Annotated in this window: 4 protein-coding genes and 1 pseudogene; all 5 read right to left on the bottom strand. The window is 65.5% G+C overall.

Features of this window, described 5'->3' with window-relative positions; all coding sequences use genetic code 11:
* Positions 1–63: 63 nt before the first annotated feature.
* Positions 64–21,552 carry a WXG100-like domain-containing protein gene (locus SD37_RS10710; RefSeq protein ID WP_065912791.1) on the bottom strand — a complete coding sequence of 7,163 codons (21,489 nt, stop codon included), beginning with the start codon at positions 21,550–21,552 and terminating at the stop codon, positions 64–66.
* A 61-nt stretch (positions 21,553–21,613) separates the two neighbouring features.
* Positions 21,614–21,967, bottom strand: coding sequence for a WXG100 family type VII secretion target (locus tag SD37_RS10705; protein ID WP_044851067.1), 354 nt, complete (start codon positions 21,965–21,967; stop codon positions 21,614–21,616).
* Positions 21,968–21,971: 4 nt separating this feature from the next.
* On the bottom strand, positions 21,972–23,015 hold the full coding sequence (locus SD37_RS43460; RefSeq protein WP_044851066.1) for a hypothetical protein: 1,044 nt from the start codon (positions 23,013–23,015) through the stop codon (positions 21,972–21,974).
* Between the two features lie 89 nt (positions 23,016–23,104).
* Positions 23,105–23,269 (bottom strand): hypothetical protein, encoded by a 165-nt coding sequence (locus tag SD37_RS43455; protein WP_167369595.1) that lies wholly within the window; start codon positions 23,267–23,269, stop codon positions 23,105–23,107.
* Positions 23,270–24,134: 865 nt separating this feature from the next.
* Positions 24,135–26,813, bottom strand: a pseudogene (locus SD37_RS10690) (type I polyketide synthase); the annotation flags it as partial.
* Between the last annotated feature and the right edge of the window lie 187 nt (positions 26,814–27,000).

The following is a 27,000-nucleotide window of genomic DNA, read 5'->3' as shown; positions in this document are numbered from 1 at the left end:
CCGGAGCCGGAAAAGATACGACAGGGATCATTGAAATTTTCGGCGAGAAGGGCCCGCACAGCCTCACTCTGAAAGCTCCTGGGGCGCACCGTCGCGAGAAGATTCACCCGTCTTGGGAGCGTCGAGGGAGCGATGTCCGTCAGGCTCGTCGGTCGCCACATCCGGCAACGACCCCGTGCCGGCCGGCGGATCCCATGACATGTCCTCACTTCCGCCCACGTAAGAGGGGAAGCCCGCATTGAAACCCATCGCCGCGAAAACCTTGGGATCGACCCTTTCCCCGCCCCGTACCCCGTCCAAGGCGACGCCCCTGAACCACTCCTGGTCCTGCCCCGGGAAAGACGACTCCGCTGACGAGTCGAACGCCTGCGACATGAACAAAGAAGACGGATCCCAGGGAATGCCACTCATCTCCCACGACAGTGGGCCTTGCTCCTGCTGCCCGGCATCCGGCATCTCCACATCCAGCGAGACCGGCTGGACACGGCGTCCGGCAACCTCACTCGCGAGCTCCGCGCCCCCGGCTTGCGCGGGCGCGCCCGGCTCACCCGTCGGCTCCTGCACCGACGCACCGCCACCCGCGACACCATCGAGCTGCGCCAAGGCGCCTTCCGGAACCTCCGACCCTCCCTGCTCAAGATCCCACCGCATCCACTTCGGAAGGGTGCCCATCATCTCCTGGAAGGAGAAATCCTCCATGTGGAACGTCTCCACATCCTCGACATCACCGGTGCTGAAGAAGCTGTCGTCGACGACCCCGCCATGCGGCACGTCATCACTGACAGCGGGATCCGCGAGAACCGCCCGGGAAGAACCGGGAACACCGTCACCACCAGAGAACCGCACCATATCGTCAATCGTCGCGACCGTAGCGAACTCGCTGACCGGCTGCCCCGTGCCCGACGAAGCCTTAGGCTGACCCGTGCCCGACGGAGCCTTACGCGCCTCGGTAACCCAACGTGAGACTGTTGAAGGGGCGAGGAGTCGCTCATCGCCAAGCGTGACAATGGCCTCCGCCGTATAACGCCACCGGCCTCGCTCGTCCTTCTGTGTGGCCATGCTCTCCACCCAAGCCCCCACCCACAAGCCGGCGAGACGCGTCAACTGCCCGTTCTCCCTGACGAAAGAGAGGCCGTCAGGCAGCGTGAGCGTGTTCAGAAACTCAAGCAGTGTTTGAGGTCCGGCCAAATAGGCTGGGTTCGGCCTCCACGGCGCGACGTCCTTCATCGTCGCGACAGTCCGGAGCTCACCACTCGCCTGTATCGGAGGCGCCGAAGTCTCACGGACCTCATCCACCCAAGTCCAGACCATGTAGGGATCGAGCAGTCCCTCACCGCCAAGCGCGACAATTTCGTCCGCGTCGTAACGAAATCCACCTTGCTCATTCTTCTCCACTGCCAGTCCGTTCACCCACGCCCGCAACCATTCATTGGAGGCGCTGCCCAATCTCCTCCCCTCAGACCTGTCGAAGGAAATGCCATCAGGCAGAGTGAGCGTGTCCATGTCCAGATATTCCCGTAGCGTCTTCGGCCCCGAAACGTCGGCCGGGTCCGGGCGCCATCGCGCCACATCCCCCAACCTCGCGACAGTCCGGAGCTCACCACCCGTCGATGCGGACGGTAGCGCAACTCGACGGGCCTCAGTAACCCAACTGGCGACTGTACTAGGAACGAGGAGGCCCTTACCGCCGTGCGCGACAATGTCCTTCCCCTGGTAACGCCACACACCTTGCTCATCCCTCTCACTGGCCATGTTTTTCACCCATGCCCGCAACCACAGGTCGGACGCTCGGCTCAACTTCATATCCCCCCTGATGAAAGAAATACCTTCTGGCAACGGGAGCGTGTTCAAATAGTCACGAAAGGTTTTCGGGGCATTCGGGGCGTCTGGATTCGGCCGCCACCTCATCACACGCAGCGGAACACCGGCCAGCAAAAAGTCAGATTCCTTCTCTAGCTTTCGCGACCGTTCAGCACGCGCAGAACCAGCACCAGCCCGAACCACGCCACCCCCCACACCAGAACCAGCTTCAACCCGCAAACCATCAGGCACCGCGACGCCGAGGTCCGCCGGCCGGAACTCCACGAAATCGAGCGGCGCACGCCAGACCTTTATCGCGATCTCATTGGCAAGTTCCTGGGCACGATCTTCGGACAGGCCTCCGGTGAGGTAGCCCGAGACAACTTCAATCACCGCGCGGGTAAACCCGGCACCTCCCACGCCGTCCAAAACCGGGTTCTCCTCGATCTGCGGTATAGCGATGGCCTGAGACACCAAGTGACGAGCGATCCGATAGTTCTTGGTCCCTTGCTTATGCGCCGCCTCGTAGAGACTCTCCAAGCGCACGGCTTCCTGGCGAACCCAGACCAGCGCTCCCTCACGCGCAGACGGGATCGGCGGCCACCCCAGCGCAGGATCCCACTCGCTTTCCCGCACCACACCGCCGACATCCGACGAACCGTCTGCCTGTGGTACCTCGTCGGGTCGTGGGCCGCCGGGAAGAACAGAAGAACCTTCGGCGATCAGGTTGCGGTCTGACAAACCGTCGGTGTTTCGTTCAACAATCGTCGCTGGGCCACGGTGAGACATCGGTCCGTTGCCTCTCTCGTGAGCAAGCAGTTCCTGCAAGACCTTCTCGAAGTCGGCCTGCATATCGGGCGTAGGCTCGCGCAATCTTTTGGCCACCGCGTGAGCGTGCGTCGCCGCGGCCGCGATCTGATCCTGTGCCTGAGCCATCTCTGTGAAGTTCAGGTACTTGCTCGCCCCATAGGCCCGCACTTCCACCACGGCCAGCGGTATGCCGTCGACCACGTCGAAATCGTCCAGCACGGTCATCCGCTGGAAGCAGCGCCTCATCACGTCCCGGTGGTCCTGCTGGTCCGTGAGTGCCGCTTGCATGTACAGGCGCGTGTCGTCGTTACTGTCTTGGAGCCGCTCCTCCACGTCGATGATGGACTGCGATCTCGCACGAGCGACACGGTCCGGGACCCGGAAATTGACCATGGCCACCACCAGTCGGTAGATCTTTCCCGCGAATAGCCGCAGGAACTCCTGGGACTGGGCGGGCAGAGCTCGACGGAGGTCCTTGGGCTCGTGTCGGATCAGGTCGGCTGCGTGATACTTCACCTCATCCGTGCTGGCCGGCTCTACGAAGATCGCTGCGGCATGAATGTAGGCCGACAACACGTGGGAGCGCACGGCCTGCGCCGACAGGTCCATTACCCCGACAAAGCTCCTCGCAAGGTCCATTCGGTCGGAGATATGGCCGAGAGCACGCCAGCTCAGATACCAGGCCGTGACCTCATCGGCGAATCGCACCGCGTCATCGCGGTGGGCCAGTGTGTGCAAGCCCCAGGCACTGGATGTTCGCGCCTGCAGATACTGCCGGAACAGGTAGCCCGTCTCCGCGGGGACACCCACATTGAAATGGATCGCAGCCGAAGCCCCACCAGCCCCCAATGCCGAGGGGCCGATCGTGGCCGCACGACCCAACTCGGTCACCTCCCAGCCCTTCTCCTGAAGGAGCACGTCCGCCAGCGCGGTGGCCGGCAGGTCACCCAGCGCGCCGGATATCCCGGCCAATGCCTCGCCCACCATCCGGTAAACGGCCCTGCCGTCCTCCAACGAAATGTCGCGCGCCTCGCCGGGCAGGTGTGGCATGACCCATAGGACCAGTTCGGGGAGGCCGAACACTTCCCGAACTACGTCTCCTGCGGACGCTGACAGCGCGCTTTGCTCAGTAGCGTGGAGTCGGCCCTGGTCGTCTCGGTAGAAGTCCTGCGTCTCCAGGATCACCTCAGCGCCCCAGCGCCGTGCCAGTACCTCCGTGGCGTGGAGCTCCACCTCCTCGATGTCCATCGGCTTGTCATATTGCAGGTAACGGGCGACGTGGATCGGGTGCGCCCACTCGGCCTCCACGCTTTGGCCTGCCCCCGGCAAGAGGACACCGCTCTGCTGCCCGGTCAGCCACTGCTGTGCGATCTTCGCCCCTTGCACGGACAACAGATCCCGCCACAACGAGGGACCCAACTGGCCGTGAGCCGCACGCACGTCTTCACGCGTCACGACGATCCGCGGCATCCCCAGCCTGCGAAGCTCACCCTCGACCTCGACCACGAGGTTTGACAGTTCCTCCTCGGTCAACTCAGGTACTGCAGGCGCCAGTCGCCCCGGTCCGCCGATCTCCAGGCCTCCACTGGGGGCAGCTTGTCGAACCCGCCCATAGAACGGGATCTGCCACACCATCCCGCCCCCCAGCGGCTTCGCGAAAACGCCTTCCAACGACGCCGACAACTCGAACCCCTGCACACCCTGCGCCGCGCCCGGCAGGTCCGCGGCTGCTAGCCGCCCAACCCAGCCCGAGTGCCCTCGCAGCACCACCCCCGACGACGCATGCACAAGATCATGACCCCACTTCACCCACCCCACTCCCGGTACCGCGTTCGCCTCTCCCGGCTCTCCCGGTATATCGATCCGGCCCCAGCTGGACACCCGGTAAAGCACCACCCCCGCCCCTTCTCTGTCCAGGACCTCGAACCACTCCTGCGGCCCCGACCGGCCGAGCGGCCCCTCTTCCACCAGCGCCGCCTTGCCACCCGCCGAACGCACCGTCCCTGGAACCGACGACCCCACAGGAACCGGCATCGGCACCCGCAGCGATTCACCCGCACCGGGAGTGTCGACTGAGCGATGTCCGTCAGGCTCGTGGGTCGCCACATCCGGCAACGCCACCATGTCCGCCGTCGAATCCCATGACATGGTCTGACTCTCGCCCACGTAATCGGGGAAGTTCGCATTGAAATCCATCGCCGCGAAACCTTCGGGATCAACCCTTTCCCCGTCCCATGCCCTGTCCGCTCCCTCAGCCGTTTCCGTCTCCTCCTGAACCGCACGCGAACGCTTCCGCGCCCGCTCGGTGTGCTTCCGCCATTCGGCCCGCAGGTCCGGCGGCACGCCACCGGCGACATCATCGAGTTGCTCCGAGGCGCCTTCCTGAACCTCCGCCCCTCCCTGCTCAAGATCCCCCCACTGGATCAACGAAGCCCACTCAGGGTCCAGCACCTCGATGCCGAAATCCTCCATGTTGTACGTCTCCCCGAGCCACTCCTCACCCACAACCTCAGCGCGATGCGGCACGTCACCACTGACATCGGGACCCGCGAGAACCACGGGAGAACCGGGGTCGCCCTTACCACCAGGGGACTGCGCGGGCACAACACGATCACGCACCCCGCGGATCCAAGTCTCGACCGTCGGGCGTTTGAGTAGTCCCTCACCGCCAAGCGCGACAATGTCGTCGAGGTCGTAACGCCAATCCGGTCCGTCCTTCTCCGCAGCCAGTTTCTTCACCCACGCCCGCAGCCATGCCGTGGAGGCGTTGTTCAGGCGCTGCTTACCAGACCTGTCGAAGGAGATGCCGCGGGGCAAGGTGAGCGTATCCACGTGATCCTGCAATGTTTCCGAGCCGAACGGGTCGTCTGGATCCGGCTGCCACCGCATCATATCGTCAATCGTCGCGACCGTACCGAACTCGCTGACTGTCTGCCCCGTGCCCGACGAAGCCTTACGCGCCTCGGTAACCCAATGTGGGACTGTTGAAGGGGAGAGGAGTCGCTCATCGCCAAGGGTGGCAATGGCCTCCACCGTATAACGCCACTGGCCTCGCTTGTCCTTCTGTGTGGCCATGCTCTTCACCCACGCCTTCACCCACTCGAGGGCGAGACGCGTCAAGTGCACGTTCTGCCTGCCGAAGGAAAGGCCGTCAGGCAGCGTGAGCGTGTTCAGAAACTCAAGCAGTGTTTGAGGTCCGGCCAAATAGGCTGGGTTCGGCCTCCACGGCGCGACGTCCTTCATCGTCGCGACAGTCCGGAGCCCACCACTCGCCTGTATCGGAGGTACCGAAGTCTCACGGGCCTCATCCACCCAGCGGTCGACGGCCTTGCGGACGAGGAGGCCCTTACCGCCAAGCGCGACAATGTCGTCCTCGTCGTAACGCCACTCACCTTGCTCATTCTTCTCCATTGCCAGTCCGTTCACCCACGCCCGCAACCATTCATTGGAGGCGCCGCCCAACTTCCTCCCCTTAGACCTCTCGAAGGAAATGCCGTCAGGCAGAGTAAGCGTGTCCATGTCCAGATAGGCCCGTAGCGTCTTCGGCGCCGAACCGGCCGGGTCCGGGCGCCATCGCACCACATCCCCCAACCTCACGACAGTCCGGAGCTCACCCCCCGTCGATGCGGACGGTTGCGCAACTCGGCGAGCCTCAGTAACCCAACAGCTGACTGTACTAGGAACGAGGAGGCCCTCACCGCCAAGCTCGACAATGTCCGGCGCCTGGTAACGCCACCAACCTTGCTCATCCCTCTCACTGGCCATGTTTTTCACCCATGCCCGCAACCACAGGTCGGACGCTCGCCCCAACTGCTTATCAGCCCTGGCAAAAGAAACATCTTCAGGCAGCGGGAGCGTGTTCAAATAATCACTAAAGAATTTCAGGGCATTCGGGTCGTCTGGATTCGGCCGCCACCTCATCACATGCAGCGGAACACCGGCCAACACAAAGTCAGATTCCACCTCCAGCTCTCGCGGCCGTTCATCAAGCCCCTCAGGCAGCCGCGCCGTCGGATGGCGTGCATAACCACGCCCGATCAGCACATCCACATCCGCCACCGACACCCTGGACGTGTCCGGTTCACCCGCCGGCTCCGGCATCGACACAGCGCCACCGGCGGCATCCACGAGTTGGCCCCAGGCGCCTTCCTGAACCTCCGCCCCTCCCTGCTCAAGATCCCCCCACTGGATCAACGAAGCCCACTCAGGGTCCAGCACCTCGAGGTCGTAATCCTCCATGTTGTACATCTCGCCGAGCCACTCCTCACCCACAATCTCAGCGCTTCCCGAATCCACCAACTCGGTGCTGAAGAAGCCGTCGTCGACGTCCCCGCCATGCGGGACGTCATTACTGACAGCGGGATCCGCGAGAACCGCCCGGGAAGAACCGGGAACACCGTCACCACCAGAGAACCGCACCATATCGTCAATCGTCGCGACCGTACCGAACTCGCTGACCGGCTGCCCCGTGCCCGACGAAGCCTTAGGCTGACCCGTGCCCGACGGAGCCTTACGCGCCTCGGTAACCCAACGTGAGACTGTTGAAGGGGCGAGGAGTCGCTCATCGCCAAGCGTGACAATGGCCTCCGCCGTATAACGCCACCGGCCTCGCTCGTCCTTCTGTGTGGCCATGCTCTCCACCCAAGCCCCCACCCACAAGCCGGCGAGACGCGTCAACTGCCCGTTCTCCCTGACGAAAGAGAGGCCGTCAGGCAGCGTGAGCGTGTTCAGAAACTCAAGCAGTGTTTGAGGTCCGGCCAAATAGGCTGGGTTCGGCCTCCACGGCGCGACGTCCTTCATCGTCGCGACAGTCCGGAGCCCACCACTCGCCTGTATCGGAGGTACCGAAGTCTCACGGACCTCATCCACCCAGCGGTCGACGGCCTTGCGGACGAGGAGGCCCTTACCGCCAAGCGCGACAATGTCGTCCTCGTCGTAACGCCACTCACCTTGCTCATTCTTCTCCATTGCCAGTCCGTTCACCCACGCCCGCAACCATTCATTGGAGGCGCTGCCCAATCTCCTCCCCTCAGACCTGTCGAAGGAAATGCCATCAGGCAGATGCAGCTCAAGCGTGTCCAGATAGGCCCGTAGCGTCTTCGGCCCCGAACCGGCCGGGTCCGGGCGCCATCGCACCACATCCCCCAACCTCACGACAGTCCGGAGCTCACCCCCCGTCGATGCGGACGGTTGCGCAACTCGGCGAGCCTCAGTAACCCAACGGCTGACTGTACTAGGAACGAGGAGGCCCTTACCGCCGTGCGCGACAATGTCCTTCGCCTGGTAACGCCACACACCTTGCTCATCCCTCTCACTGGCCATGTTTTTCACCCATGCCCGCAACCACAGGTCGGACGCTCGGCCCAACTGCTTATCGGCTCTGATAAAAGAAACATCTTCAGGCAACGGGAGCGTGTTCAAATAGTCACGAAAGGTTTTCGGGGCATTCGGGGCGTCTGGATTCGGCCGCCACCTCATCACACGCAGCGGAACACCGGCCAGCAAAAAGTCAGATTCCTCCCGCGTCAACGGTTTTTCACTCGATGAAGGCGCTCCGCCCAACGCCCCCGACTCCCGAGGCCACATCAACTCCCCCACCAACCCACGCGCCAAACGCTCAGCAGCCAACACTCCCTGCCGAGCGTTCTCATGCCGGTACAGCTCCCACGCGACCAAGGCAACAGCCGCCCGATACCGCGATAGATGAGCACGATCAACCCACGACGACGACTCCACAAACGACCGAGGCGGCTGATTCCGCCGATTCACGATCTTCCGAGCACGCTCGAAAACCCGGTCCGAATCAGTCAGCCCTGCCAGCCAAAGCCCATGCCGCGCCCGCGCCAACGCCTTCCGCCGCGCCGGCAACGGATCCGCTGGATCAGAGAACGCCTCCGGACCGAACAACCCCGCCACCGGCCGCTGCCCGTCCACCCGCAACTGCGCCACACCCAGCGATGCATCCCCCGCCGGCCGCTCGATCGCCCACACCCGCACCCGGCGCAGGATCTCATCCACCGAAATCCCGACCGCACCCGGCGGATACTCGCCCAACCGCGCTCGAACCACCGACTCCACGAGCGCCGACAACGAACCCGTCGGATCCGGCATCCCCGACGACACGAAAACACCACCCTGCAGCAACGGCTCCTTGCCCCGCTGCGCGACCAGAGCGTCGACAAAGCCCTGGACCATCAGCGCAACCACCCGGCGATCGCCGGCGCCCAACCCGCCCGAACCGTCCAGATGCCCCTCCCACGTCACCCGGGCCCGCCCGAGCGCGTTCAAGTCGGCTCCTTCCAGCGCGAGGCCTTCACTCGTCGGCAAATCCGGATACACTGCCCCGCCACCCGATCCCGACGCCTGCGGGCCGACGCCACCACGACGGAGTCTCGCGCCGCTTGGCATAGCGGGCTTTTCCTGCCTCCGCGTTCTCAACGTGCTCAGGTTCAGGCGTTCGACGATCGCTTCCGCCAGTGGCCGTACCGCCTGTGCCGGGTTGTCGAGGCTGCCGGTGAGGGTGTGCAAGGCCGAGGCGACCAGATCGACCGCGTAGTCGTGGTAGTCGAGGCGAACGTGGGCCCCGGGCGCTGTCGCCCGTTCAGGCAAGGGGTCCTCGAGGAACCCGCCCACCAGGTCACGGGCCTGCTGGAAAACGCTGTCGTCGCGGTCCACCCTCGTCAGGACGGCGCGCGCCACCCGAAGCTCGGCACCCAACCGCGCCCCATCCACGCCCGCGTCCTTGACACTCGCCACGATGTTCTCCACCCAGGCCCGGCCCCACCCGTCAGGAACCGAATCCGCCCCCACCTCCGCCAGCACCCTGTCCCGCAACGTCCGCGACCCCGTCCCATCCACCGCCGGCCGCCACCCGGTCACCTCCGCCGGAACAACACCAGCAACGACCTGCTCACCACGCTCACCGGCAGACTCAGCCGGCACCGCACCGGAAACGTCCCGGTCCTGCCGGGGCAAGGTCCGCGACGTCCCGAGATTCACCGAAAGGTCCTCAGCCAGCTTGTGCGCGCGCTCCTTGGGCAACCCTTCGGCCAGATAACGAGCGACGATCACCTTGACCGCATTGTTCAGCCGGACAGCGTCTTCTTGCTCAGGCTTCGGCTTCTCGATCCACACCGGCACCCGATGATAAAGCGACACGATCCCCACGGCCTCCTTCATGAAATCCTCAGCCGGCCGCCCCTTACCCCGGTCAGACAACCCACCCCCATCCTCCACCCACTTCACCGCACCCACACGATCCTTCGGAATCGGCGGCCACCCCAACACCACCCCCCCGACACGAACCACCCCACCACCCACACCAGAACCAGCTTCACGCCGCAAACCACCAGGCAGTACGGCACCGACGTCCGCCGGCCGGAACCCCACGACATCGAGCGGCGCAAGCCGGACCTTCCTCGTGATTTCATCGGTAAGTTCCTGGGCACGTTCTTCGGACATGCCTCCGGTGAGGTAGCCCGAGACAACGTCGATCACCGCTCGGGTAAACCCGACACCTCCCACGCTGTCCAAAACCGGGTTTTCCTCGATCTCCGGGATATCGACGGCATCGGACACCAAGCGACTGGCGATCTGGTAGTTTTCGGTCCCTTGCTTATGCTCCGCCCCATAAATCCTTTCCAAGCGCTCGGCTTCCTGGCGAACCCAGTCCAGCGCCCCCTCACGCGTAGACGGGATCAGCGGCCAGCCCAGCGACGTACCCAGCGCTTTCGCAAGCCCCTTCGACAGCTCCCGAGCCCCATCGACAGAAAGACCCCTGTCCAGATAACCCTCAACGACTGTTTTCGCCTCCGCGATCAGGTCGCGGCCCAGCGAACCGGTGAATGAATCCGGAATCGTCGCCTGGCTACGGTGATACCGCGAAACCAGCTCCTCGGCTTTCTCGGCAAACGGGTTGAGGTGACGATCAGGACTTGCGTCTCGTTCGTATTGGGCCAGCTGACTTTCGAGATACAACCACCTGGGTGCAGATGCCCAGCTCTGCGGAAGTGGTTGCCAATCCGGTTCTGTCAGCGGCTCGGAAGTCCGTGGTTCACCACCCAGCACACCCAATTGACGAGGCAAGCCTACCTTGATACTGAAATCCCTCGCGCGATAGAAAGCCCTTCTTAAGATATGGGCAAAAAAGACACCCCTGCGCGACTCGGAGGCTATTGACCAGGCAACCCAGGCAATCAGGGCGACATATCGCTTCCGGTGCAGATTATGCAGCGGCGGGACCTCGCCGTCGAACGTTCGCGGCTCCTGATTGAAGATATTCACCAGACGGTGAGCCCACCTGAATATCGTTGGCCACCCGAATTCCGTCCCCCCACGCATCCATTGCGCCAAATCCGCACGCACGGTTTTCAGAAGATCATCCGATCTGCGGTCGAATAGTGGCATATTGGGTCCCACTGGCCCGTACAATCCGCCTGGGCGCCGCTGCCCGTCCACGTGCACCTGCACCATGCCGGCCTTGGTGTCGTCCGCGGACACTTCAACGGGCTCGATATGTATCCGGTTCCACAATTCCTCGGCCGACAGCCAGGTACCTCCCAGCTGGTATTCCGCGAGCTTGGTCAGCGCTTCCCGAATTATCAGTTCGCGCATGAGCTCCGGGCTCAGCCTGTGTTCCCCTTGTGCGATGAACAGTCTTGCTCGAACTCTCGGCAAAGACTCGTTCGCGGACGACACGGCAGCGGCATTGACGAATCCGTCCACCATTCGCTCGACTTGGAGCTGGTCGAACAATAGCAGTGTGCCGTACGCGGTCAGTTTCCCGACCCACTTCTCCCGGGCGACCGTCCGGAGTTGATCCACAAGCCAGGCGTCGACCGCGCCGCCGGAAAATTCCTCCACCTTGAGGGAGTCGTACATCCATTCGTCGTGTGTGCGTCTGAGGTCGCTGATGTTGTCAAGCCACGCCCGTACCCACCGCGGGATGGGCACGGGGTCGAGCTCCAGCTGTCTCGCGATCATCTCGAACAAGGCCAGTGGCATCTGCCCAAGACGGGGGACTTTTTCAAGAAGCGACTCGATCTCCGCGTTGGTTCCCCCGCCCCAGCCTGCCGCGAGCCGCCTCGATATCCCGCGCAGGATCAAGAACTCACGCAAATTCCGCGGACCCGTCCCATCCTCCGCCGGCCGGAACTTCACCACGTCGAGCGGCGCACGCCAGAACTTCATCGCGATCTCATCGGAAAGTTCCTGGGCACGATCTTCGGACAAGCCTCCCGTGAGGTAGCCCGAAACAACTTCAATCACCGCGCTGGTCAAACCCACGCCCCCCACATGATCCAAAGCCGGGTTTTCCCTCATCTCCGGGACACCGAGACTCTCGAACACCAAGCGACGGGCGATCCGATAGTTCTCTGCCCCCTTGTTCACCGCCCCGTAGAGCCCCCGGAAGCGCGCGACTTCCTCACGGACCCAATCCAGCACCTCCCCACGCGCAGACGGGATCGGCGTCAAGCCCAGCGTCGGAAGCCCGGTCCAATCCTCATAATCCTCGGCCGTCACCGCGAACACGTTCGGCATCACCACACCACCGGGCGCGTCCGTTTCCGCCGATGGCCCTTGAAGGGACCCAGGCGCGACACGCCGCATAGAGTTTTCCCACGCCACCTGCCAAGCCGGCGTCACACCACCCAGCGCGGTAAAGGTCTCCTGAAAACCCGACAAGTCGAGAAACTCAGACAAACCATCGCGATCTGCATTCACCGACGCAGCACCAGCACGGGAGGATTCACCTACCTTCCGGGGCTCGTCGGGTCGTGCGCCGCCGGGAAGAACAGGCGATACCTGCCGGGCGGCCCACTGGATTCCGGATGTTCCCCTGAGTTCCTCGGACGGCGTGCCGGCGTTCTGCCCGGATCGGCCATTCGCCTGTTCCGTCAGGTATACGCCGACCTGGCCGGTGATGAACGCTTGACCGAAGGCTTCACGCAGGTCGCCAACGAGCTGGCCGAGCCAGGTGTGCCGGCTGTCTAGCGCTTGTGTGCCAAGGTCGGTGTACACGGCACGGAAGTCGGCGAGGAGATCTTCTCTCAACCGATTCGCCACTGGCTCCGGCACCACTACGCCGGAGTGGTCGGCACGCCACGCATCGGCCGGTTCCGCTGTGGCGTCGTCGCCAGGACGGCCGACGGAAGTGCCCGGGCTGCCGGTTCGTGGGCCCAGGTGGAGTGGCCGGGACAATCCCAGCAGCGGCGGGGCCTTGGCGGATGCCTTCAGCACATACGTGCCCGGTTTCGGGTTCCCGCTCCGATCTACCTCGATCCATCCCCCGCCGTTGTCTGCCAGCTTCAGCTGCGGTTTACCGTCGACGTACTCGATTCCCCCCACCCCGGTCGCCGGACCGCCAGCCACCCCCAGCCACACCTGTTCCTCCGGATAGAAAACCGTGCCCCTGAAGGAGCTCGCCAGCCCTGCGGCGAGCTCCGCCAGACCTTCCTGATAGCAGAGGAAGAACCGCACCGCGTCCCGTTTGTTCCAACCGGCGGCATCGAGAGCCTTCGTCACGGTCTCCAGGTCCGGCACGGTATGACTCGTGACCACCACACCGAACACACCCGGCTCATGCCGCAACCACCGCGCCGCCTGCCCCACCTGCGAACCCAGATCACCCAACACCATCCCGGCCTTGATCACACCCACGCCAGCACTCACACCAGCACTCACCGGAACCAACCAACCCGACCCCGGCCCAGCCCTCTCGCCGAGCACGTCACTAAGAGGACCCTCCGGACGACGCATACCCACCCAATCGGACAGCTGGCGCGCAAGCTCGTCGGCTGATGTCGGCATGAAACCACGGTTGTGGAGCTTCGCGGCGACTATCGTGACCGCGGACTTGTACCGGGCACGGTGCCGGGCACGCAGGTCTCGCATCAACGGATTCTGACCGGTGTACTTCACAGGCTCGCAGTTGTACCGAGCCACCAGCCCGCCAGCCTCGACGTAGACCGCGTCATCAGAACGTACCCCGGTCAGCTGCCTCGACGCCTCCTGTAACGTGATGTACTTATAAGAGGAGTCTTTGTTGGCGTCGTCGTAAACGCCAAGGCCATCAAGGTCGCCCGGAAGCTGCTGACCATCCACGTGCAAGTGCACGAGATCGATCCGCGGGTCACCAGTCGGCACCGCACGGGTCCGGATGTCCGTCCGGGCCAGCAGATCCTTCACCGACACCGACACCGGGACCGACGACGCCCGCTTGCGATGCTCTCTCAGCAGAAGTTGTACGTCCGTCTTTATCAGCTGGCGCAGTGGGTCCCGCGAAAAGACCCCCTCCATGGCCGACCAGGCGGTGAGTTGGGACTGCGCCATCGACTTCACCAGCGATCGCTGCGTGCCGCCGACCCTGCCGGGAGTTCGCTCCGCGACATAGCGCACCGCCAACAGGCGCGGCAACGCCCCAGGCTCAGCCTGTACCGCGGCATCGACGAACCCCCGCAGCATCGACCAGACAGTTTCACGGGCGGAAATCCCCACTTCACGGGAACCGTTCAGTCGGAATGTCCAGTCCGTCCGGGCATTCGACCTCAAGCGCATTACCACCCATGGGTCGACCCACCTACCAGACATCGCCGCCACTCCAAACGCCGAATAGCGGTATCTACCGGTCGGAGCAAGTTCGTCCACAATGGACTTGAGCCATTCCTTGATCCATGGATGGAAATGTTCGATGGACAGGGGATCCAGCTCCTGCTGGATCACTTCCAGCCGGACCATCTCCAGCAATTCCGGCGGAAGCTTCTGCCCCAAAGGTGTTTCTGCCAGAAGGCGCTCGACGTCCTCATCCAGCAGGCCTGCCTCGCGATCGCTGAGACTAATCCGCTCCGCGATCCCGCGCCGCGATATGAACTCCCGCATGAACTCCGGCAAAGTCTGCGGCCCAATGGGCTGCCCGTTAGCGTTCGTCGCGGGCCGCCACCCCACCAGCTCGGCGCGGCCCGGCGGAGCGGGAGGCAGCGGCTTGGCGGAACCCTTGTCGGCGTGCGCCGCGCCGGTGGTCGAGGACTCGCCTACTTCAGGAACGGTGTCGATACGGGCTCCGCCGGGCAGGGGGACCGGGTTCCCGGGCATTCCCCGGCTGGTACCGAGTTTCACCGCGAGTTCCGCGGACAGCTTCTGCGCGTCGGGTTCGGACCAGCCGTTGGCCAGGTACCGCGCGATGAGGTCTTTCACCGCGCTGTTCAACCGGACGGCTTCCACGTCCTCCAGATCCGGTTGTTCGACCCATACCGGTACTCGATGAGACAGGGACACGATCTTCGTGGCCTGCACGATGAAGGGCTCGAAGTCCTTGGCCGGGCTCTTGCCGAACCGCCCTTGAGAAAGTCCCCCGTCGTCGTACACCCAGGCACGGGCTTCCTCACGATCCGACGGAATCAACGGCCACTCCCGCACAGCCCCACCCGGGGCGGCGTCCGCGGGCCTGGCAGGCATCTCGTCGTCGAAGATGTCGCGCAAACCGGAGGCGGCCTGGTCGAGCCAGGACCGCCAGTCCTGCTTCCCGGCACTGGCCGGAGCCGTGTACGCGGCCTGGAAACCAGCCATGAACGCGTCATTCAACCCGATGACCTTCTCCGCCGGCACCACCGTGTCGGGGTGGCCGTCACGCCACGTGTCGAGTTGATCGGTGAAGGCGCGCCGCGCGGTGTAGAGCGCGTCGGCCAGTTCCCGTGTGGCGTCGGTGTCCAGGGAGGCAGGGCGTTCCGGTGCGGCGGAAGGCTCTTCCGGGGGACGGGTTCCCGGTTCGCCGCCCAGGGTGGCTGCGGGCCTGGCGGGGATCTCGTGATCGAAGATGTCGTGCAAACCGGAGGCGGCCTGGTCGAGCCAGGACCGCCAGCCCTGTTGCCCGGCACTGGCCGGATCCAGGTACTCGGCCCGGAAAGCGGCCATGAACGCGTCATTCAGCCGGATGCCCACGGCCGCCGGCACGATGACACCGCGGTGGGCGGCACGCCAGTCGTCGAGTTCCTTGATGAAGGCCGCTTGCGCTGTGTCGAGCACATCGGCCGGGACCTCGGCAGCGTCCTGCTCCTCGTCGAACAGGGAGTCACGACGTTCCAGCGCGGCCGGGGGGCGGGTTTCGGGTTCGTCGCCGAGGTTGCGCACGTGTGCGCCGGGGTCGGTGGGCGGGGCGTTGGGCCAGGCGCCGGTGACGTCGATGGTGGGATGCTCGGTCTCAAGGTGGGGATCGGTACGTGTCCCGGGGGTCTCCGGGGTCTGTGGGGTGACGGACTCGTCCTCGACGTCACTACGAGGGGCAGCCGGCGGGGCGTCGGTGTTGTCGCGGGGGGTGTCCTGGTATTGGATGACGTCCGCGGTGATCTCGGGGTCCAATGAGTGCTCAAGGTCGTCGCCGGGGTAGCGGTAGGTGTGCACCTCGCCGTCGTAGCCGCTGCGGCCGCTGCGGGTGAAGGTCTGTGTCCGGACGTCCGGATCCTTGTCCCACCCCGTCCGGAGGATCAGTTTGTGTTCCAGGGCGGGGGTGGGGTCCATCCCCCGCCCGCCCTGCTTGTTCATGAGCAGCACGTCGCCGCCCGCCTTGAGCTCATCGATGATCCGGTCGCGTTCCGCCTCGAATTTGTTGCCCTGCGCGACCTGCCATTCCGAGTTGAGGGCATGGTGCTTGACGCCCAGTTTAGTGAGCATCTCCGACAGCATCGCCACCTGCTTGTTCTTCAGGAGCACGATCAGCTGCGGCTCATCCTTTCGTGCCGCTATGTCCTCGGCGTACATCTGCAACATGCCCTCCTCGGTGAGGGCCCACTTGGTCTTGAAGTACTCCACACGATCTTTGTAATAGCGCGGTATTTCCTTGACCACCGCCGACAGACCCGCCATGGCGAACTCGAGACCGTGACCTTTCGCCGTGCCTGAGGCCCCCACTTTGTGCACGATCTCCTTCCTCGCCAGCAACTCCTGGAAGGTCACGCTCGAGCTGCTCTTGGTGTCAGCCCGCACCCGCAGGCCGAGCGAGTGCTCGATCGCCTGCGCCAGCCCGTTGTTCCACCGGCTTTCGGAGTTGGTCTCCGGATCGAACATCACCTCGTGGTTTTTCGGATCGACGATCAGGATCCCATCCTCTGTCTTGTTGAGCACGTAATGCTCACCCTTGAGGTAAGTCCACTCGGCGAGCGCGGCGTTGTTCAGCCGATGGACCTCGACCTCGGTCAGCGGCCGGTCCAGCAACAGCTCCAGCTTGTCCCGGCCCTGCTCGGTGAGCCGCGCACTCCCGCCCTGCTGCCCCTCCACCCGCCCGAAATCAGCGGCCCCCAGCCAGCCGCTGCCGAGAGTGTTCTTCAGCAGATCGTGCGCGTCCTTGACCAGCTCGGCCACCTCCGGCGACGCCGCATCCCGCGCACCCTTACTCATGATGTATTGCTTGTTCCTATCGCGAGCGCCTTCGTCGACCTCGTCGGCAGCCACTCCCATCCGGAATTCCTTATCAAGGCTTTCCTGCCCCGGGAACTTTCCTTCGTGCTTCAGGTTGTAAAAGGCGGCCTGTCCTTCCGAGCCGTAGAAGATCGTGTGCTTCCCTTTCCGCAGTTCCGTGACCGGCTTGTCCGAGTTCACCCGGTGCACATCCACCCCCAGGTACTCCAGCACCTTTTTATAGAGAGGCATTTCCTTCTGCACCAGCGCTTCGCGCGACGTGGTCACCATGAACGCGTCCAGGGCCGCCATCGCGTTGGCCACCGCCGAGTGAATGAGGAACAACCAGGATTTACCCTCCCCCGCCGCCATCTGGTTGTTGTGTCCCTCGTTGAACGCGTGCGCCGCCGAGACCTGCGTCCAGCGCGCTGTGACCCCCTCCTCCCGAAACATGGACTCGAGCACCGCCGCGAACGAATCCGCCTCGTCCCGGCGCTGATACAACTCCGCCAGCGCCGCGGCATCCAGCTCGGTCAGCCGCCGATGCTCAGGAATCAGCGGGGAAGATCGCTCCACATAGTCATTGAGATACCAGGCCGCGTCATCCGCCTTGTTCGCACTCGCCAGCCACTGCTCGAGCACCGCGGCACCGACCGGTTGCTCGACCCAGCCGGATTTCCCGTCCGGCACGAACGTCACAGGCTGCGGCAGCCGCTTGCCCTTCGCGTCCGTCAGCTGCCTGTAGGCCACCACCGTCTCCACCCCGCCATGGCTGTCGACGACCCTCTCGCTCTTCGTCGGCAACATCACCTGTGTCCCGTCCGCGCGAGTCACCGGACCGACCGCGACCGCCTCGGCCTTGGTCATCTTCGTCGCCTGCACCTCACCCGCCGCAGTACGCGGCGCCGACCACGCCCCATCCCACGCACGACGCTCGACACTCAACCCCTCCTCCACCACCTGCCACCGCAGATCAGGCCCGACCAGGTCGTAAACCTCGTTCTTCAGCACCACATACCGCACCTCACCACCGAGATCGAACAACGCCCGCGCACCCTCCGGCACCACCACCGGCCCCCCGGCGGCCGGCACCGTCCCCTCACCGTCCGCCCGGTACCACCCGTTCCTGTCCCGCGACCACGACGTCCCCAGAGCGGTGAACCGCTTCGGCCACAACACCGTCCCCGGCGGACCCGCGACCACCCCCGGCCGTCCCGGATCCGCGGGCGGCGGCATCTCCCGGGCGTCACCCGCGGTGTCCCGGATCGTGTCCTCGATCGCCGCGAGATCCTCCGCGTCCAGACGGATACTCCGCCCCTCCGCCGCACCACCCAGACTCACCGGCTCCGCCGATTTCCCCTCGACCCCGATGAACCGCAACAGTTTCCCCACCGCCGCGTCGACGTCCCCGGCCCGCCACGACAGCTGCCCACCCCCCGCCTTCGTGCCCACCTCCACCGGAACCCGCCGCATCCCGTCCCGCTCCCAGCCCGGACGAGGCGGCGCCTCCGACACCCACGCGTCGAGCACCACATGCAACTGATCCCCGCCCGGAAGCCGGTACCGGCCATTGATCTCAGCCAGCTTCTTCTCGATGGCGCGCACGAAGGCACTGCGCGCGTTCCCGTCCACCCCACCCTTCTTCGACACCAGCTCCACCGGCACCGACAACTCCCGCACCCACTGCCCCGCTACCTCACTGCGCCTCACGTCGAACCGCAGCGGCGAGATCCCGTCCTTGCCCCCGGTCGAGACTTCCCGCCGCTCACCCCAGTGCCGCGTCGCCGGAACCGAGTCCCGCACGGCATCCCAGGCCGCGGTGGTGACGAACTCAGCCACCGGACCGGCCGTGTGTCCGTCCTCAAAGGACCGCGCCGCGTGGTCGGGGCGGGTCGTTCCGAGCTGCGCCGCCAGCACAGCCGCGGGATCGACACCCGAATCCGCCCGCGACTTGTCCTCCCCGGTCCTGCCAACCGGCTGCCTCTCCGGCGTTCCCACCACGGCAGGCGGCTCACCGGAAGGCCTCAGGCCACGTTGTGCCGCAACCGATTCCGTTGCGGGGCGGGCGTTCTCCCCCGGCGGCCGGGCAGGCTGCGGTACGTCACCCTTCGACGGCTGGGCGGCGGGCGCCGCTTCCGTCCGCGCGGGCCGCTCTCCGCCCTGCTGGGCCTCGCGCACCGGCTGCTGTGCGGGCGAACCGTCCTGACGAGCGCCCGGCGCCGGTCGGGCGGCGTCCTGCGAACCCGGCGCGTTCGCGGCGGAATCCGCGCGACCAGCCTGATTCGCCGCAGGCGGACCGGACACGGGCACCGGCCGCTTGTCCTCGACCACGACGGGCTGCCGCGCACCGTCCTCACCGTTCTCCGGAACCGGACGCTCCGCCTCGGGCTGGTCCTTGACCCGTCCGGCTTCCTCAGGCTTCGGCGCAGGTGCGGCACTGTCGGCCTTCGGTGTGCCCGGCGCTGCCGGGGAATCGGCCTTCGGCGCGGATACGGTGCCGTCGGTTTTCGAAGTAGCGGGCTGAGTCGTGCCTTCGGCAGGGCCGGTGTCGCCGGTCTTCGGCGCTCCTGGCTGCGCCGGACCACCGGCGGTGGCCGCGGCCGGCTGATTCGCCGCGGGCTGCCCCGTCGCCGGAGGACGCCCGTTCTCGCTCGCACCCGGCTGGGCAGGCGTGCCGGTACCCGGATGCCCCGGACCACCAGTCGTACCCGCGACCGGCTGACCCGCAGCGGGCTGCGCGGCAACCGGCCCCCGGCCGTTCTCCCCCGCACCCGGCGAAGCCACCGTCCCGGTACCCGGATGTGCCGGACCCGCAGCCGGCTGGCCCGGCGTGCCAGAACCAGTGTGCGCCGAACCCGCAGCGGCGGGCGGCTGCCCACCAGAACTCGCGGCCGCACGCGCCTCACCGCCGGTGTGAACCTGACCATTGCCCGTACCCGCGGATCCCGTGACCGGACCACCGGTCGTACCCGCGGCCGGCTGGGCCGGCGAACCCGAACCCGCATGCGCCGAACCCGGCTCACCACGGGTACTCGCAGCCGCACGCGGCTCACCACCGGTGTGCACCTGGCCATTACCCGTGACCGGACCACCTGTGCTCGTCGGCACCGAACCAGCGGAGGACGACTGTCCCGAGGGCACCTCGCCGGAGGTGTGGCCGGTCGCGGGAGCGGTGACGGTGGAGGGCTGGCTGGTGAACAGGTGCCCCACCGGTTTACCGCTGCTACCGCTGATCGGCTGCGCGACAACGGGCTGCCCCTCGGGCGCTGCCTGTGTCTCTGAACCCCGCGCCGCTGGGGCCTGGCTCTGCGGGCTGCGCGCGTCGGCCCCGGCTTCTGTCTCAGCCAACGGCTTGATACTCAGCGCCGGTCGCTTGGAATCGCCCTCCGCCTTTTCACCGGAATCGCCGCTCTTCTTGTCGGTATACGACGGCGCCTTTTCCTCCTCCACATAGGACACATAGGACGGTGGCCGCTCCGACGACACCGAACCCCCGTCACCGGACCCGCCCGGCTTCTCCACACCACCCGTCGACGGCATGTGAAGATCGGCCACATCGATCTTCATGTCCTCCCCGCCACCGGACCCGCCCGGCCGATGAGGACGACCGAAACTCGACAACGCCCCTAGGAACCCACCCCAGAACGCTTCCGGATTGTCCAACACCTCGTTGACGACCTTGTTAGACCAAAACATCGTCAGCACCAGCGAGCCCGCGAACGACAGCTCCGCCCCGATCACCATTCCCCGCGGGATCTTCTTCCCCAGGTCCCGCGCCGCCGTCTGCGCCGAATGCACGATGACACGGGCCCCGCCCATCACCCCCCCCGCCGCGGCGCCCCCGATCGCACCCCCGACCGTGGCCTTCCACACCGATTCCTTGTCCAGCTCATCTCGCTGCCCCTTACGCATCTGCACCCGCTGCGTGGTGTAATCCACCACCGTCAGCAGGGCCGCACCGATCCCCGCGGACACCCCGACATCGATCGCCCCCCGCTGGACGAACGGCGCGATCCGCACCATCGCCTGCTTCACACCCTCGAACGTCATCTTCTGCAGCCCCAACGTCGACAGCTTCAGCAGCAACTGCTGAATCACCATCCGCAACGTCAACGCCGTCGTGGCCATCACGATCGGAGCCATCCACGAATAAATCAGAGTAGCCAGCAGGTAAATAATCTGGATGAGCGCCAACGCAGCCGCCACCCACAACAGAACCTGCGCTTTCTCCACATCCGCCGCGGCAGTCCTCAAAGTCTTCGACAGACTCTTCGCATACCCGATAAGCTCATGCAAAGCCTTCACCGCAGACCCGGTCAAATACTCGGCCATCGCCTGCGCGTACTCGCCGTCCATCGACCGGTCCAGGTCAGCCGCCCGCGCCCGCACATCCCGCGCGAAATCCTCCGCCACCGGAACGAAATCCCACCACGCCTGCGACATCGCCCGCATACTCCGGACGTTGCCCTCAGGCCACTCCATCCCCGCCAAGGCCTTCAAAAAACCCTGCAGCTCCTTGGGCGGCTTCACCGGCCCATCACCAGACTCGAGCACCGCCCACCTCCCTCGCTACAGAGTCAGATCACCCTACGAAACAAAACCATCGATCGAGAATCTACTTACCGGACTCGTTCTTCTTCTCCCGAATCGCCTCTCCGAGCCGATGGTCGAACGATTTCGCGTTGTCCTCGTCCAGATCACGGAAATCATTCACCGTGTCCTTGACCCCGTCGGACATCTCGCCCACACCTGTCGACAAATCATTCACCCCCTTCTGCACATCTTCCACACTGGGAACATAACCTTTGGCGATCATCTGGCCCGCCTTGTCATGACCCCAGCAGCCGTCGAACCGTTCCAGAACACGATTCAAGTTGTCCATCGCAGCCGAGAACTCGGCGTTGTCGGACTTCAACCTGCCCAGCATGTCCTGCATGCCCGCAGGATCCAGGCGAAACTCGTCAGCCATTGTCCTACCTTTCCTTGAACGATGTCCCGGGTCGAACAGCTTCCGGCGAACCGGTCACGAAGCCAGCGTGAACGTCCGGCCCGCCGGGGCCGACACCTCCTCGTGCCACTCCTGAAGAGAACTTCGTCATGCGGTTCATCAGGTCGCGTTCCTCGATCACCCGCAGCGCACCACGGCGCCTCCGTTCGAGCGCCCGGTCGAGTTTCGCCAGCACCGCCAGGTCCTGGTCATCCAGCTCACCCGGGGCCGAAACCTCTTCGCCGGGCGCAAGTTCCCGGAACAACGCGGCCAGCCGAGGCGCGGTCAGCTCGACCTCCGGCTCGTCACCGATGACTTCGGCCTCCCGCAGGGCCAAGGCCTTGAAACGCGCACCGGCGAAGAACACGACCTCGTTCACCGGCTGCCCGATCAGCAGCTCCGACGTCCGCCGGGCCGACGCGGGCCAGATCAGGACATCGAGATCCGCCTCCGCCAGGGTCACATCGAGATCCATGCTCCCGACAAGAAACCCGGGCTCGGTCAGGATCGAGCCCGGCTCGATCGCCCGCTCGAGCCCCAACGCGTCCTTGCCCTGCCGGAGCACCGGCCGCCGGTGCGTCGGCAACCGCCGCAGCCCCGAGGCGAGACAGTGGACCTGCCCGTCGATCTCCCCGGCGGCTCCGCCCCGCACAGCGGTGTTCAGATCGTCGAAACCGCCACGGCCACGACCCAGATACAAACAAATCGCGACATAGTCGGCCTTCACCGCCGCCTCGGCCTGACCGCGCATCGACGGCCACGTCGCCAAAGCGGTGTTCACCGAGGCAAGCGCCTCGCCATACTCATCACCGGCAGCCGCGGCGAACCGAGCCTGCTCGGCCGCCGTACTCGCCCGATCGACGACGACGAGCGCGCCCGTGCCGCTGATGGTGGTGTCTTCGAGGGACAACGAGCCACGGCCGTTGAGGCAGATGCCGTTGCCCTGCGCCTTGTCGACCGCGCAGGCACGCATCAGGATCTTGCCTTCGCCGGAGGCGAAGACCGCGGGGTTGTCCTTGTCGGTCGACACGACCGAAATGCCGGAGAGAACGCGGCCGAACCGGTGGCCACCGAAACCGCCACACCGGAACCACTCAGGACGGTCACCGTGCCGGTGCCCTATTCGGCCGTGATGGTCACCGGTCTGGACAACACGAGATTTTCGCTGTATCGACCGGGCGCGACCACGATCAAGGCACCCTCGGGCGCACCGGCCACCGCGTCACCGATGTGCCGGTAACCATGCCCAGGCGTCTGGGTGACCATGATGACGTTCTGGCCCACGTTCCGGCTTCCTTTCACGTCCATCGTTCGTCCCGGGCTTGAGCACACCCGCACAGACTCGACGAAATCTTCATCGGCTCCTGGGCCGATGATCGTGCACGCGGGCGACAAGGTGGGCACACTGGAGACCTTCGGGCAACAAGTCGGACCGAATCGCCGCCGCCTGCCCCGGCGGCGGGCACCATACGTGCACAACACTACGACTTCTGCTCACCCGTCGCGCGCGAACCGGGGAATTACGTCCACGTAAATTGCCCTCGATGGACAACAAAGAGTATGAGTGACCGAACACATACTTCGCCTGCTCAACGAACACAGTCACTACCGGTAATTCTTTGGTCGCCACGCTGGACCTGTGCGGAGTTCCACAGGATCACCACCGAAGGAGTCCGGTCATGCAATCCTTTCGTAAAGCATGTGCCCCACGAACTCGGACCCCGGCCCGCGCCTCCACACGAACCGCGATCGACTACTCAAGATCTCATGACCCGCCGGTGCTCGAATCATCCAGAACAGACATCGGACCCGCTGATAGGAGCGAAGCCAGTACTCACGAATTCTCGGAGCCTACAGCCGTGGGTGCCCGGAATGCGCTACCAGCCGCGCCCGCGATGGCCGGGACCGGGGACTGCGACAACACCCACCGCCACCGCGATGACCGCGATCAACTACGCATGCGGGCAACGCGGACTGCCGTACGTCTGGGGTGGCGACGGCCCACGGAACGACGACAGCGGATCGACTGCTCGGGCCTGACCAAGGCCGCCTACGACTCGGCCGGAATCTCGCTTACCCTACCTCGGGCTCTGCCTCGGCGGCGGGAAATGCACCCCCAAACGCCGCGGATGAACGAAGTCCGGCGGTGTCAGCGAGTGTCCGTGGCCGCGGTACTCGCCCGCGTGGTCTGCTCCGCTTCTGCGGAGGCACCGGCCATCTCGGCCTGAAGCCAGCGGGCCAGCGCCCCGGGAGTCGCGTGATCGAAGACGAGCGAAAGTGGCAACGGCAGACCTGTCGCAGCGCGCAAGCGTTCGCACAGTTCGATCCCGAGCAGGGAATCGACGCCAAGGTCGCGGAAGTTCCGGCTCGGGTGGACGGTACGCGAGTCCTCGTACCCGAGCACCGCCCGCACGTGTTCGCGAACCAGGTCGAGAGCGTTGTGATCCCGTCTCTTCCGCGCCCTGCGAGTCTGGCGCGCTCGGGCTTTGTCGGTGCTCGCCGGCAGCCAGTACCGCTCACCCTGGAACGGGTACGTGGGCAGATCGTAGTAGCGCCGAGGCGCGTCGCCGAGCACCGGGCCCCAAGTGACGGGGCATCCGCGCACATATGCCTCGGCGACACCGGCCAGCACGTCCGGCATGCCGCCGTCGCCGCGACGGAGGGTGCCACGAACCCACACCGCGTCATCTTCCACTGATTCCAGGATTCCCTCGATGATCTCTGTGAGGACGGGGTGCGCACTGACCTCGATGAATCCCCGGTGCCCGGCGGCGTGGGCCGCCCGCACCGCCTCGTCGAACCTGACCGGCTCGCCCAGGTTGCGGTGCCAGTACGTCGCGCCGAGCCGATCGGTATCGACCGCCCGTCCGTCCAAAGCCGAGTAGAAGACCGTGCCGGTCCGAAAGGGCCGGACGTGGGCGAGCCCGGCCAGCGCCTTTCCGCGCAGCGCCACGACGGCGATCGCGTCCTCGAGAGTCAGCGCCCCCGAGACGTGCGCGGCAGCGATCTCGCCTTCGGCCTGACCGATCACCGCTTTCGGCGTCACACCGAAGGACCGCCACAGCTCGGCGAGCGAGACCATGACCGCGAACAGCACGGGTTGGACGACGTCGGCCTGCTCCGGCAAGGGGCCGTCCCGCAGCACCGCGGTCAGCGACCAGTCGACGTGAGAGGCCAAAACGCGTTCACACGCCTCGATCTTGTCCCGGAAGACCGGCGAGGTCCGCAACAACTCGGCGGCCATGCCCTCCCACGATGTCCCCTGCCCAGGAAAGAGGAACACGGGGTCATCCCGGCCGTCGAGAGCGGTCCCCCGGATGACGTTCTTCGCCGGTCGCCCCTGCGCGAGCGCCCCAAGCCCGTCGCGAAAGCCGGCGTGGTCGTTCGCGACGATCACCGCGCGCTCTCGCAGAACGGCACGATCGTGCGCGAGCGAGCACGCCACCGCGTCGGGAGCGGCCTCGGGGCGGTTGTCGGCGAAAGTCGCCATCCTGCCCGCCAGTGCCCGTAAGCCCTTGTCGTCGTTCGCCGACAGAAGCCACGGCAGGGTGCGGGCCGATGCGGGATCAGCCACGGGATGTTCTTCGACCGTGCCCTGTTCCAGGATCACGTGCGCGTTGGTGCCGCTCATCCCGAACGAAGAGACCGCGGCCAGCCGGGGCCGGTCCGGGGACGGCCAACGCTGCCCTTCGGTGAGCAGCCGCATCGTACGGTCCGACCAGTCCACACCGTCACAGGGTTCGTCGACGTGGAGTGTGGCGGGCATCGTGGCGTGCCGCATCGCCATGATCACCTTGATCACTCCCGCGACCCCCGACGCCGCCTGAGCGTGGCCGATGTTGGACTTCACCGACCCGACCCGCACCGGCCTGCCCACGCGCCGGTTCCGCCCGTAGGTGGCGGCGAGCGCGCGTGCCTCGGCAAGGTCACCGACGCGGGTACCGGTGCCATGCGCCTCGACCAGGTCGACGTCGGCCGCGTCCAGCCTCGCCGCCGAGAGCACGCGATCGATCAGCCGCGTCTGTGCCTCGGTGCTCGGGGACAGCAAGCCGTTGCTAGCGCCGTCCTGGTTGACCGCGGAGGCGCGGACCACCGCCAGAATCCGCTGCCCGTCCCGCACCGCGTCCGGCCAACGCCGCAGAACGAGGACTCCCGCGCCCTCGGCCCACGCCGTCCCGTCGGCCGCGGAGGAGAAGGCCTTGCAGCGCCCGTCCGCTGCGAGCGCCCGCTTCTTGGCGAACTCGACGAACATCCCCGGGGTGCTCAGCACCGCGACGCCACCGGCCAACGCGGTCGAGCACTCCCCCGCTCGTAATGCCTGGCAGGCCAGGTGGAGGGCCACCAACGACGAGGATTGGGCGGTGTCGACGGTGATCGCGGGCCCGGATGTGCCGTAGAAGTAGGCGAGCCTGCCCGAGGCGACGGCCACCGAGGAGCCGGTCAGCAGATGCCCGTCGCCTTCCCCCGCGGCCTCGTGCATCCGAGGTCCGTAGTCCTGTGCCGTCGCACCGATGAACATCCCGCAGTCGGCGCCGCGCAGGCTCGACGCGGCGACGCCGGCGTGTTCCAACGCCTCCCAGCTCGTTTCCAGCAACAGCCGCTGCTGCGGGTCCATGGCGCGGGCTTCCCGCGGACTGATCCCGAAGAAGGCGGCGTCGAACCGGTCGGCGTCATCGACGAAACCGCCTCTACCTGGACGATCGAGACGCCAGCCCCGGTCCGCCGGGAATCCGGTGAGGACGTCGGCGCCACTCCGTACGACATTCCAGAGGTCCTCGGCCGATCTGACTCCGCCGGGATAACGGCATCCAATGCCGATGATGGCGATCAGGTCACGGTCCTGCGTCTGGTTCACACCTACACGATGAAGTCGTGAGTGCCGATCTTGACTGTATTGTTGCCCATTTTCCTTTGTGTCTTGTCCAAGAGGTCAGGATGCCGGCACTTCGGAATCGGACTTGGTCACCTGGCTCCTCGAAGTCGCGCTGCGAACACTTGAACGTAAGCAAGACGCG

The organism is Amycolatopsis orientalis, from assembly GCF_000943515.2.
Classification (GTDB): domain Bacteria; phylum Actinomycetota; class Actinomycetes; order Mycobacteriales; family Pseudonocardiaceae; genus Amycolatopsis; species Amycolatopsis orientalis.
Note: the sequence above shows the minus strand (reverse complement) of the source record. Positions and strands in the feature narration are given on the sequence as shown.